The sequence below is a fragment of the Prauserella cavernicola genome, from assembly GCF_016595675.1.
Taxonomy (GTDB): domain Bacteria; phylum Actinomycetota; class Actinomycetes; order Mycobacteriales; family Pseudonocardiaceae; genus Prauserella_A; species Prauserella_A cavernicola.
In genome coordinates this window covers 214,961-227,061 of the sequence record NZ_JAENJH010000001.1, presented here as the reverse complement: position 1 = coordinate 227,061, position 12,101 = coordinate 214,961, and the positions used below count along the sequence as shown (strand labels likewise).

At 70.4% G+C, this 12,101-nt stretch carries 10 protein-coding genes; 3 read left to right on the top strand and 7 right to left on the bottom strand.

Annotation, left to right across the window (positions count from 1 at the left end):
• Window positions 1–61: 61 nt before the first annotated feature.
• Both acnA and JHE00_RS01070 read left to right on the top strand, forming a co-directional pair.
• Window positions 62–2,872 carry an aconitate hydratase AcnA gene (acnA, locus tag JHE00_RS01075; RefSeq protein ID WP_307831765.1) on the top strand — a complete coding sequence of 937 codons (2,811 nt, stop codon included), beginning with the start codon at window positions 62–64 and terminating at the stop codon, window positions 2,870–2,872.
• Window positions 2,873–2,952: 80 nt separating this feature from the next.
• The gene (locus JHE00_RS01070; RefSeq protein ID WP_200313810.1) at window positions 2,953–3,663 is read left to right on the top strand and encodes a sulfite exporter TauE/SafE family protein; all 711 of its coding nucleotides are present in this window, start codon (window positions 2,953–2,955) and stop codon (window positions 3,661–3,663) included.
• Window positions 3,664–3,789: 126 nt separating this feature from the next.
• Here the strand turns inward: JHE00_RS01070 and JHE00_RS01065 are convergent, their stop codons facing one another.
• The 7 genes from JHE00_RS01065 to JHE00_RS01035 all read right to left on the bottom strand — a co-directional run bounded on the left by JHE00_RS01065 (window position 3,790) and on the right by JHE00_RS01035 (window position 11,166).
• Window positions 3,790–4,392: a hypothetical protein gene (locus JHE00_RS01065; protein WP_230422771.1), complete on the bottom strand. Its 603-nt coding sequence runs from the start codon at window positions 4,390–4,392 to the stop codon at window positions 3,790–3,792.
• A gap of 187 nt (window positions 4,393–4,579) precedes the next feature.
• Window positions 4,580–6,157: an alpha/beta hydrolase gene (locus tag JHE00_RS01060; protein WP_307831764.1), complete on the bottom strand. Its 1,578-nt coding sequence runs from the start codon at window positions 6,155–6,157 to the stop codon at window positions 4,580–4,582.
• Between the two features lie 82 nt (window positions 6,158–6,239).
• Window positions 6,240–6,734: a nitroreductase family deazaflavin-dependent oxidoreductase gene (locus tag JHE00_RS01055; protein ID WP_200313805.1), complete on the bottom strand. Its 495-nt coding sequence runs from the start codon at window positions 6,732–6,734 to the stop codon at window positions 6,240–6,242.
• A gap of 25 nt (window positions 6,735–6,759) precedes the next feature.
• Window positions 6,760–7,734: an L-histidine N(alpha)-methyltransferase gene (egtD, locus tag JHE00_RS01050; RefSeq protein WP_200313803.1), complete on the bottom strand. Its 975-nt coding sequence runs from the start codon at window positions 7,732–7,734 to the stop codon at window positions 6,760–6,762.
• Window positions 7,731–8,534, bottom strand: a complete 804-nt coding sequence (egtC, locus tag JHE00_RS01045; RefSeq protein WP_200313801.1) for an ergothioneine biosynthesis protein EgtC — start codon at window positions 8,532–8,534, stop codon at window positions 7,731–7,733. The genes egtD and egtC overlap by 4 nt, the downstream gene beginning before the upstream one ends.
• A 2-nt stretch (window positions 8,535–8,536) precedes the next feature.
• Window positions 8,537–9,889, bottom strand: a complete 1,353-nt coding sequence (gene egtB, locus JHE00_RS01040; RefSeq protein ID WP_200313799.1) for an ergothioneine biosynthesis protein EgtB — start codon at window positions 9,887–9,889, stop codon at window positions 8,537–8,539.
• Window positions 9,886–11,166 (bottom strand): glutamate-cysteine ligase family protein, encoded by a 1,281-nt coding sequence (locus tag JHE00_RS01035; protein ID WP_200313797.1) that lies wholly within the window; start codon window positions 11,164–11,166, stop codon window positions 9,886–9,888. Before JHE00_RS01035 ends, egtB begins: the two co-directional genes overlap by 4 nt.
• A gap of 150 nt (window positions 11,167–11,316) precedes the next feature.
• Here JHE00_RS01035 and JHE00_RS01030 point away from each other — a divergent pair, with 150 nt between their 5' ends.
• Entirely contained in the window at window positions 11,317–11,904 is a 588-nt protein-coding gene (locus JHE00_RS01030) for a TetR/AcrR family transcriptional regulator (protein ID WP_200313795.1), read from the top strand.
• The last annotated feature ends 197 nt before the right edge of the window (window positions 11,905–12,101 follow it).

Sequence of the window (12,101 nt, the reverse complement as noted above, 5' to 3'; positions counted from 1 at the left end):
GCGACGGGGGTGCGCAAGACTCGGCCTGCGTACCCGAACAGACCGCCGCATGGAGTTAGACGTGACTGCACCTGCCAGCAAGGACAGCTTCGGGGCTCGCGACACGCTGAAGGTCGGTGACGCCTCCTACGAGGTGTTCCGCCTCAACAAGGTCGAGGGCTCGCAGCGCCTTCCGTACAGCCTCAAGATCCTGCTCGAGAACCTGCTGCGGACGGAGGACGGCGCCAACATCACCGCCGACCACATCCGTGCGCTCGGCAACTGGGACCCGGAAGCGGATCCGTCCACCGAGATCCAGTTCACCCCGGCCCGCGTGATCATGCAGGACTTCACCGGTGTGCCGTGCGTGGTCGACCTCGCCACGATGCGCGAGGCCGTCACCGAACTCGGTGGCGACCCCGACAAGGTCAATCCGCTCGCGCCCGCCGAACTCGTCATCGACCACTCGGTCATCATCGACATCTTCGGCACGGCCGACGCCTTCGAGCGCAACGTCGAGATCGAGTACGGCCGCAACAAGGAGCGCTACCAGTTCCTGCGCTGGGGACAGGGCGCCTTCGACGAGTTCAAGGTCGTCCCGCCCGGCACCGGCATCGTCCACCAGGTCAACATCGAGTACCTGGCCCGCACGATCATGGCCCGCAACGGCCAGGCCTACCCCGACACCTGTGTGGGCACCGACTCACACACCACCATGGTGAACGGGCTCGGCGTGCTCGGCTGGGGCGTCGGCGGCATCGAGGCCGAGGCCGCGATGCTCGGCCAGCCCGTGTCGATGCTGATCCCGCGCGTCGTCGGTTTCAAGCTGACCGGCGAGATCCCCACCGGCGTGACCGCCACCGACGTCGTGCTGACGATCACCGAGCAGCTGCGCCGCCACGGCGTGGTCGGCAAGTTCGTCGAGTTCTACGGCGAGAGCGTCGCCCAGGTGCCGCTCGCCAACCGCGCCACCATCGGCAACATGAGCCCCGAGTTCGGCTCCACCGCCGCGATCTTCCCGATCGACGACGAGACGCTGCGCTACCTCAAGCTCACCGGCCGCTCCCCCGAGCAGCTCGCGCTCGTCGAGGCCTACGCCAAGGAGCAGGGCCTCTGGCACGACCCGAGCCACGAGCCGGTGTTCTCCGAGTACCTCGAGCTGGACCTGTCCACCGTGGTGCCGTCGATCGCGGGCCCGAAGCGGCCGCAGGACCGCATCGAGCTCACCGACGCCAAGTCGTCGTTCCGCAAGTCGGTGCACGACTACGTCGAGGAGCAGTACCCGACGCCGCACACCAAGGTGGACGAGGCCGTCGAGGAGTCGTTCCCGGCCAGCGACCCGGCCACCCTGTCCTTCGCGGACGAGGGCTCCGTGCCCGTGCAGTCGGCAGCCAACGGCTCCTCCGGCCGCCCGACCAAGCCGGTCACCGTGACGGCCGAGGGCCGCGGCGAGTTCGTGCTCGACCACGGTGCCGTCGTGATCTCCTCGATCACCTCGTGCACCAACACGTCGAACCCGTCGGTGATGCTCGGCGCCGCGCTGCTCGCCCGCAACGCGGTCGAGAAGGGCCTGTCGGTCAAGCCGTGGGTCAAGACCTCGATGGCGCCCGGTTCGCAGGTCGTGACCAACTACTACGAGAAGGCCGGTCTCTGGCCCTACCTCGAGAAGCTGGGCTACCACCTGGTCGGCTACGGCTGCACCACCTGCATCGGCAACTCGGGCCCGCTGCCCGAGGAGATCTCCGCCGCGGTGCAGGAGAACGACCTCACGGTCGTGTCGGTGCTGTCGGGCAACCGCAACTTCGAGGGTCGCATCAACCCCGACGTGAAGATGAACTACCTGGCCTCGCCGCCGCTGGTCATCGCCTACGCGCTCGCCGGGACGATGGACTTCGACTTCGACGAGCAGCCCCTCGGGCAGGACACCGACGGCAACGACGTGTTCCTGCGCGACATCTGGCCGACGTCGCAGGAGATCCAGCAGACGATCGACGCCGCGATCACGCAGGAGATGTTCACCAAGGACTACGCCGACGTCTTCGACGGTGGCGAGCGGTGGAAGTCGCTGCCCACGCCGGAGGGCAAGACCTTCGAGTGGGACGCCGAGTCCACCTACGTCCGCAAGCCTCCGTACTTCGACGGCATGGCCGCCGAGCCGTCGCCGGTCTCCGACATCAGCGGAGCCAGGGTGCTGGCCAAGCTGGGCGACTCGGTGACCACGGACCACATCTCGCCTGCCGGCGCGATCAAGGCCGACTCCCCCGCGGGCCAGTACCTGCAGGAGCACGGCATCGACCGCAAGGACTTCAACTCCTACGGTTCCCGGCGCGGTAACCACGAGGTGATGATCCGCGGCACGTTCGCCAACATCCGTCTGCGCAACCAGCTGCTCGACGACGTGCAGGGCGGCTACACGCGCGACTTCACGCAGGAGGGCGCACCGCAGTCGTTCATCTACGACGCGGCGCAGAACTACGCCGAGGCCGGCATCCCGCTGGTCGTGCTGGGCGGCAAGGAGTACGGCTCCGGTTCCTCGCGCGACTGGGCCGCGAAGGGCACGAGCCTGCTCGGTGTCCGCGCGGTGATCACCGAGTCGTTCGAGCGCATCCACCGGTCGAACCTGATCGGCATGGGCGTGATCCCGCTGCAGTTCCCCGAGGGCGAGTCGGTGAAGTCTCTCGGTCTCGACGGCACCGAGACCTTCGACATCGCGGGCATCACCAAGCTCAACGAGGGCGAGACCCCCCGCACCGTCGCCGTCACGGCGACCAAGGCGGACGGCTCGACGGTCGAGTTCGACGCCGTCGTGCGCATCGACACCCCGGGTGAGGCGGACTACTACCGCAACGGCGGCATCCTGCAGTACGTGCTGCGGAAGATGACCCGCAGCTGATCGGCAAGGTCCACAGTGGTGGCCCGGTTCCCGCGTTCGCCGCGGGAGCCGGGCCACTGTCATGAGAGGGGAACCACGCGGTGCCGGATGTCCTGATCGGACTGATCGTGCTGGTGGGCGCGCTGGTGCAGGGCGCCGTCGGCTACGGGCTCAACCTGGTCGCGGTGCCGCTCGTCGCGCTGCTCGATCCGACGCTGGTACCGGTTCCGCTGCTACTGGTGTCGAGCACCCACGGACTGCTGACGATACTGCGGGAGTACCGCCACACCGACTGGACCGGCGTGTGGTGGGTGCTCGCGGGCCGCGTCCCGGGCACGGCACTCGGCGTGCTCGCGGTCGCGACACTCGCCCCGCGCCCGTTCTCGGCGTTGGTCGGGGTCGCGGTGCTGGTGTGCGTGCTGCTGTCGGTGGTGTCGTGGCGCCCCGAACCGCGACCGGGACCACTGCTGGTCGCCGGTGTCGCGAGTGGGACGTTCGGCACGGCGGCGTCGATCGGCGGTCCGCCGGTCGCCCTGCTGTACCAGCACTCCCCGGGCCCGCGCATCCGCGCGACACTGGCCGCGGGTTTCGTGCTCGGCACGGTGGTGTCCCTCATCGGCCTCGGGCTCGGCGGACAGGTGCACCTCACGCACGTCGTGCAGACGTTGTGGCTGTTGCCGTTCCTGCTGGCCGGTTTTCTCCTGTCCGGCCCACTGCGCAAGTTCCTCGACGGCGGGCCGATCCGGGTCGCGGTGCTCGCCGTGGCCGCGGCCAGCGCCGTGGCACTGCTGGTGCGCAGCGCCGTGGGGTGACGGTCCACACCGAACACCGATGGGAGGCGCGAAGTCCGAACGCGACCGTCGAGCACGGTCGATCCACGACACAGCAACGGCCCGGTCCCCGGACTCCAGGAACCGGACCGTGCTCGTTCTCGGGGCTTACTTGGTCCAGACGATCGGGTCGTCGGAGTAGTCGTCGCCCTCGCTGAACTCGGCTCCCGCGACCTCCACGCCGGCCTGGCCGGCCTGCAGCCTGCAGGTCTCGTACGACGCGCCGGCGGTGGTGAAGTCCTGGTCCGCGGTCTCGCTTTCGCACTTGCCCTCGACACCGCCGGTGATCACCACGCCGGTGCTCCGGCCCTCGGCCGTCACGGCACGCAGGGAAAGGTTGGAGTACGCCAGGTCGGAGCCGTCGACGTTCTCGACGGTGTACTTGACGAAGTACGGCACGAGCCCCTTCGCGCGCTCGCCGAACTGCGCGAGGTCGGCTTCCTCGCCCTGCTCGATGGCGGTCACCGTGACGGCGATCGTGCCGCTCTTGTCGGTGCCGTACTCGAACGGCACCGTCGCGGTCTCGCCGATCTTGAGCTCGGTGCCGGGAGCGGTGATGTCGCCAGAGGCGGTGTCAGCCTGCTCGGTCGCCTCCGACGACTCGGCGGCCGACGACTCGGCCGACGACGGGGCGGGCTGTTCGGTGGTCTGCTCACCTGCGGTGTCCTCGTCGCCTCCGCACGCGGACAGACCGAGGGCAAGGGACGCCATCGCAGCGGCGAAGGCAACACGACGCTTGTACACGTTTTCCTCGTTTCACTTCTTCATCGGAACAACACCTGAGAGGTTCCGCGCGCCGTTCCGGTTCCCCTCGCGATGATCACGAATCGGACACACCGGGCGCGGTGAGCGACGGCCACCCCGGCCGCCGCTCACCCGTCGCGCGTCGCCGACGCCGCTACTGAGGCGCCTCGAACGGCCTGCTGTCCGGCTGGTAGACCTTGCCGCGCGGCGGCACCGTCAGGTTCACCAGATAGTCCGAGACCGCACGGTCCACACCGGACGCCGAACCGAGGCTGCAGTGTCCGAACGCGTCCACCGACAGCAGGCGCGCGTAGCCGAGTTCGTCGGCCATCCGCTGCGCGAACGAGTACCGCGTCGCCGGGTCGTAGTAGTTGCCCACCACCAGCACCGGGTTCTCCGTCGCCGCGTTCCACGGACCGCGGTAGGCGTCGGTGCCGCCCTTCCACTGCGGGCACGCCGCCGGGTCGGCGAAGGCCTGGTAGCGCCCGAACAGCGGAGCGTCGCGTTCCCAGGAACCCGCGATGCCGGGCAGGTCGCCGAGTGTGTGACTGAACCGCTTGTCGGCGCAGTTGACGGCGAAGAACGCGTCGTCCGATGTGTACTCGCTGTCGGTCAGCCCGTCGTGGCGGGGGTCGTCCTCGGGATTGAGCAGCGTGTCGAGGTCACCGGCTCGCACCGTCTTCGGCTCGGTTCCGGGCGGAGGCTTCACCACGCTGTAGAGCTCCTGCAGATCCTGCGCGAGACCACGGAAAGCGGTCGGCGAGTACAGCGCTCCACCGACACCGCCGACGAACGCGTTGAGATCCACCGGCGATCCGTCCGGCAGGTCGACCGGCTCGGCGCGGATGCTCTCGAGCAGCTCGTCGAACTTGCGGCGTGGCTCGCCGTCGCCGAACGCGCACTCCTTGCCCGCCTTGCCGCACTCGGTGAGGAAGCCGTTGAGCGCGTGCTCGAAGCCCTCCGCCCGCTGACGGTCGTGGCGCAGGCTGTCCGTGGTGCGGGCTGAGGGGTCGACGTTGCCGTCGAGCACCATCGTGCGCACCTTGTCCGGGTACAGGTTCGCGTAGGTGGCGCCGAGCAGCGTGCCGTAGGAGAAGCCCGCGAAGTTCAGCGTGTCGTCGCCGACCGCCTGCCGCAGCAGGTCGAGGTCGCGGGCCACGGCACGCGTGGACATGTGCTGCAACAGCGGGCCCGCGTTGCGCTCGCAGAACTGGCCGTAGTCGCGGTAGGTGCTCAGTGCGTCGGAGATCTGCTGGCGCGTGGTCGGCACCGACACGAGCCTGCTCTGCACCTCCTCGGCGTCCTCGTCGGTGGTGAAGCAGCGCAGTGGCGTGGAGTCGCCGACCCCGCGCGGGTCGAACCCGATGATGTCGAAGCGGTCGAGCACGGCGGGCTCGAAGTAGTGCTCGGCCGACATGGCCATCGTGGTGCCCGAGGCCCCGGGACCGCCAGGGTTGAGGAACAGCGAGCCGATCTTCTGGTCGGGCTTGTTCGCCGCCCTGCGCATCAGCGCGAGGTCGAGCGTGCCGAGCGCGGCGTTGTCGTGATCGATCGGGACGCGGTACTCCGCGCAGCTGTAGGGCCCGGGATCCTGTGCCGTGCGCGCGTCGTCGCACGCCTCCCACTCGACCTTCGCCGGCCCCTGCGCGGACGCCGTCGCGGGAACGCCCGCGAACGCGATCCCCGCGAGCAGTGCGCCGACCAGAGCCACCGTCCGACTTGCCTTACCCACCCGTTCGCCTCCGATTGCCGCCGGTCACCACGGCGAAGAATGGCACAACGAGCCACGACGGAGGGGTGCGCGAACGGCTGGTTCAGCCGACTTCGCCCGTTGGGGGGTCACCCGGTGTGAGGACGAAGATCGGCAGTTCGCGACCGGCCCCGGCGCGCTCCATCGCATAGCCGGGCCAGAACGCGAGCAGCTCGCGCCACATCGCCTCGTGTTCGGCGCCGGTGAGCTCACGGGCCGTCGCGTTCACCGTCCCGCCGCGCACGAGAACCGTCACGTGCGGGTCGGCGCGGAGGTTGAACGTCCACCCCGGATCGCGCTGGCGGCCCCAGTTGGAGCCGGTGACCACGAAGTCGCCGCCGTGCGGGAGGTACAGCAGGTTGTTGTCGCGGGGCAGCCCGGATCGACGGCCCCGCGTCGTCAGCCGCAGCGACGGCAGCCCCGCGATCCCGACGAGGCTGACGCGCCCCCGCGACACCCGGTGCAGCCTGGCGTCCGCCCAGACCACCGCGGCGGCCAGCTTCATCAACCACGGACGCGTGCCCAGCGCACGGGCCAGCGCCGGTAGGGGGTTGCGCATCCGCTCATTCGATCACGGGGCGGGCTCAGGCCACCGCCCGCGACAGCGACACGCCGAACCGGTCGCGCTCGTCGGTCCACCAGCGCTCCAGTGACAGCCCGGCCTCGGCCAGTTCGGCGCGCACACCGGAGGGCCGGAACTTCGCGGAGATCTCGGTGCGCACGTGCTCGCCCGCCGTGAACGTCACCTCCAGGTCGGCGCCGGGGATGCGCACGCGGGTGTCGCTCGTCGCGCGCAGGCGCATCTCGATCCACTCGTGCTCGGCGTCCCAGTGGGCCACGTGCTCGAAGGCGGCCGGGTCGGCATCGGCGCCGAGCCGTTCGTTGAGCACCCGCAGCACGTTGCGGTTGAACTCGGCCGTCACGCCCTGTGCGTCGTCGTAGGCCCGCACGAGCGTGCCGGGATCCTTGACCAGGTCGGTGCCGAGCAGTAGCCACTCCCCCTCGGTGAGCACGTCGCGCACCGAGCGCAGGAACTTCGCCCGGTCGGCGGGCAGGAAGTTGCCGATGGTGCCGCCGAGGAACGCCACGATCCTCGGCCGCTCACCGGGCAGCAGTCCCAGGTGCTCGGTGAAGTCGCCGACGACACCGCGGACGGTCAGGTCCGGGTAGTCGCCCGCGATCGCCTCGGCGGCCTCTGCCAGCGCCGACTCCGACACGTCCAGTGGCACGAACTCGCGCAGCGTGCCGTGCGCGCTCAGCGCGTCCAGCAGCAGTCGCGTCTTCTCACTCGAACCGGAGCCGAGCTCCACGAGGGTGCGCGCTCCCGTCACCGCGGCGATCTCGCCCGCCTCGCGGCGCAGGATCTCGCGCTCGCACCGGGTCGGGTAGTACTCGTCCAGCTCGGTGATCCGTTCGAACAGCTCACTTCCCCTGGCGTCGTAGAACCACTTGGAGGGCAACCACTTCTGCGGCGCCGAGAGTCCCTCGCGCACGTCGCGCCGCAGCGCCTCGGTGATGTCCTCGCCGCTGCGGTGGACGTCGAGATCCACGTCGCTCACGCCTGACTCCGATCGTCGTCGCTCGCGCTGTCCCCAGCGCTGTCGTGTGGGGTGTCGAGTGGGGTGATGTCCACGGTGGGCGGATCACCGCGCCGTGCGACCACCAGGTGGCGGTCCGGAACCGGCCGCCACCCCGCGGTGTCGTCCGGTGGCTCCGAGGCGAGCAGCACCGATCCCGCGGTGGCGCGCACCGACAGCGCGTGGGTCCACGCCGTGCCGACGAGCAGGTCCTCGCCCGCCAGCAGGAGGTTGAGCCGCGAGCCGGGCGCCGCTCTGGCCACGTCGGTGACCAGTCCGGCCACGACGTCGACGGGATCCGCGCCGCCCCGCAGGCGGTCGCGCACCAGCGCCCACAGCAGCGCCGAGTCGGTGGGTGCCTCGAGGCCCAGCAGATCGGTGACGGCGAGCTTCTCCGCGAGCCCGGCCACGGAGCCCGGCCAGCCCCGGACCACTCCGTTGTGGCTGAAGAGCCAGCGCTCGTCCGCGAAGGGTGCGCACGCGGCGTCGGTCACCGGCATTCCCGTGGTGCCCGAGCGCACCGCCGCGACGAACGTCCTCGCCCGTACCGTCTCGGCGATCCGCGGCAGATCAGTGTCGGTCCACAACGGACTCGACCGCCGGTAGCGGACCGGGACGCCGTCGCCGGCGAACCAGCCGAGGCCGAACCCGTCGGCGTTGACCGTGCCGCCGTAGCGCATGTCCTTCGGCGCGTACGACTGCACCAGCAGCGAGTGGGGCGCGGTGAACACCGCCTCCGAGGGCGAGCACTCCTGCCCCAGATAGGCCAGATGCCTGCACACCGTCAGGACCGCTCGTCGGGCCGGAGGTCGCGGGCGCACCGGAAGCCGGCGAAGATCTGCCTGCGAATGGGGTAGTCCCAGTTGCGAAACGTTCCCCTGATCGCCACGGCGTCGGTGCCGAACGAACCGCCGCGCAGCATCTTGTACTCCGGCCCGAAGAACACCTCCGAGTACTCGCGGTACGGGAACGCCGCGAACCCGGGATAGGCGCTGAAGTCGCTGCTCGTCCACTCCCACACGTCGCCGATCAGCTGGTGCACTCCCAGCGGTGACGCACCGGCGGGGTAGGCGCCCACGACGGCGGTCCGCAGGTGCCGCTGGCCGAGGTTCGCGTGTTCCACGCCCGGCTCGTCGTCGCCCCACGGGTAGCGCAGCGACCGGCCCGTCGCGGGGTCGTACCGGGCGGCCTTCTCCCACTCCGGTTCGGTCGGCAGCCGCTTGCCGGCCCACGCGGCATAGGCCTCGGCCTCGTAGAACGACACGTGGACCACGGGCTCGTCCTCGGGCACCGGCTCGTGGACGCCGAACCGGGTCCGCCACCAGCCACCGGGTTCGCGCCGCCAGAACCGGGGGGCGCTGATGTCGTGCTCGCTGCGATAGGCCCAGCCCGCCTCGCTCCACCACCGCGGATCGGAGTAGCCGCCCCCATCGAGGAACGCCACGTACTGCCCGTTGGTGACCGGGAACACGTCGAGCGCGAACGCGTCGACGTGGACCTCGTGAGCGGGTCGTTCGTTGTCGAGCGCCCACGGCTCCACCGAGGTGCCCATCGAGAACGACCCGGCGGGCACCAGCACCTCGGGCGCGACCGCGCCCATCCGGCGCGGCGGCGGCTCCGGCGCGTGCAGCACCGGCTCGCCGCGGCGCAGCTGGTGCGTGGCAAGCATGGTCTCGTCGTGCTGCTGCTCGTGCTGGGCGATCATGCCGAAAGCGAACGCCGCCTCGGTGAGCCTGCTGCCCTCCAGCGGGGCACGCTCCAGCACGTCGAACGACTTCTCCCGCACCTCGCTCACGTAGGCCCTCGCCTCGGCGGGACCCAGCAGCGGCAGCGCCGGCCGGTCCGCCCTCGCGTGCTGGAAGGCGTCGTAGAGGTCGTCGATGTCGGGCCGCAGCGGTTCCCGCCCGCCGACGTCGCGGACGAGCCAGAGCTCCTCCTGGCTGCCGATGTGGGCGAGATCCCACACCAGCGGAGACATCAGCTTCGAGTGCTGGCGGGTCAGCTCACCGTCGTCGACGGCGTCGGTGAGAGCCACGCTGCGCTCGCGGGCGCGGCCGAGCGCGGTCGCGGTGTGCTCGCGCAGCGCCTCGGGGCTCAGGTCCCGCACCGGGTGGGGCGGCTCGTTGGTCACGCTCATGCTCGGTCCCCTCCCCGCCTGCGCACGCGCCTCTGCACGGCGTAGGCGATGTCGGCGATGGTGTCGGCGGACAGGTCGAAGGCGGTCAGCTCCGCGCAGCCGAGGTCGGCCACCGCACGGGCGGCGCGCAGCAGTCGCGGGTCGGCGAGCCCGTGGCACGCGGCCTCGGACCAGCACGCGGCGACGGGCTCGCAGAGCTCCAGCACCTTGTCCACTGTGGATGGACGATGCAGCAGCGCGGTCAGCAGCGCCACCGGGTGCAGCCACGTCGCGGGCGGCTGCGCGTCGAGGTAGCGAATCTCGAGGTACCCGTGCGGCCGCACGGGGGTGAACATCGTGCTCAGGTGGTAGTCGAGGTCGGCCGTGGTCGGCGGACCCAGGACGTCGGCGGGGCCGTGTCCCTCGATCCAGTCCGCGAAGGTGAGGCCGTCGGGGGCGTCCCACGGACCGTCGGCCCTCGGCACGACCATGAGCGGGGTGTCGAGCACCCGTGTGGCCCACGCCGCGGCGGGATCGCGGTCCGGGCCCGCCGCATAGGTGCGCGCGTTCTCGGTGTCCAGCACCGCGCGCATCCGCGCCGACGCGTGCCCGGTGTCGGCTCCGGCGTGGACGCGGGAGTTGGCGAACAGGGCCATGAGCACCGGACCCAGCGCGTGGACCGCCGCCCACCTGGCCGGGATGTCGGACGCCTCCCCCGCGTCGAGGCACACCTGCACGGCGGCGGTGCTGCACATCATCGTGAGCCCGCCCGGTCCGATCGGCGTGAAGCGGCGCTCCATCGCGGCGTAGCGCTCCGTCTGGAGCACTCTGCGCGGCTCGCGGTGAGCGTCGATCGCGTGCGGATGCAGGCGCAGGCCCCCGAGGGCGAGGAGATCGGTGACGTAGGCGAGATCCAGACCGGCCACCGAGGCCAGGTCACGGAGAGAAGGTTGCGGCGCGGTGGAAATCTCCACCTGGCAACCGGGTTCGAGAGTGAGGGACGATCCGCCCGGTAAGGGAAGTGCCGGGCTGTCCTGGCGCAACGTGCGCGGGGTATGCGGGCCGAGAGCGGCGGCGAGTCGGTCGGGTTCGAGGGGACGGCTCGGGTCGCCCGTGTCGTGGACGAGGTATTCCAGCTCCACTCCGAGCAGTCGTGGCGGACCGTGCTTGAAACAGACGGACGCCACGTAGGCTTCGCCCTCGGCACGACTGGCCACCTTCCGGGCGGCCACATCGGCCGCGGCGGCACCGTCGTGTCTGTGTCGTCTGGAATGGGGAGGAACGCGAACGGCAGTCATCGGATCACCAGCCATCAACTCGCACCGACCATGCCTTGGCGACGCTACACGCGGGGTACGACAATCGCAGGATTCTCGTGGGCCCTTCCCGGACTCTCAGTACGTACGTACGGATTGCATAACCCGTCCCCCAGGTGTCAAGATCGGGGGATGCCACGGGTCAGCCAGGACCACCTCGACGCGCGCAGGCGACAGATCCTCGACGGCGCACGCGCGTGTTTCGGGCGCCACGGATACGAGGGTGCCACGGTCCGGCGGCTCGAGGAAGCCACCCAGCTGTCCCGGGGCGCGATCTTCCACCACTTCCGCGACAAGGAATCGCTGTTCCTGGCCCTCGCGGAAGACGACGCGGCGCGGATGGGCGACGTCGTGGCCGAGCAGGGCCTGGTGCAGGTGATGCGCGATCTGCTCTCGGGCCGCAGCCAGCACCCCGCCGACTGGCTCGGCACCCGGCTCGAGGTGTCGCGCAGGCTACGGACCGACCCGGAGTTCCGCGCCCGCTGGGCCGAGCGCTCGGAACAGCTCACCACCGCCACCCGCAAGCGGCTCTCGTGGCAGCGCCAGGCGGGCAACCTGCGCGACGACATCAGCATCGACGTGCTCGCCGCGTATCTGGAACTCGTACTGGAGGGCCTGGTGTCGCACCTCGCGATGGGCCTGCCCGCCGACGACCTGGAGCCCGTGCTCGACCTCGTCGAGGAGAGCGTGCGGCGGCACCGGGGCGTCCCCGTGTCGTGAGCGGGCTGGAACATCCGCCGTACGTCCGGTGTTTCACCCGGTTAAGATGACGCCACTTTCCCTTTTCGGCAGTTTCCTATGAGGAGTGACGACTTTCGTGCGCGATGCGCAGTCACCTGGTGACAGTAGTCGGCCGGGTGAGCGACCCGGCTGCCTGATTTACCTTTCTCCCGCCCGCCTCGCCGAGAGCGGTGCGC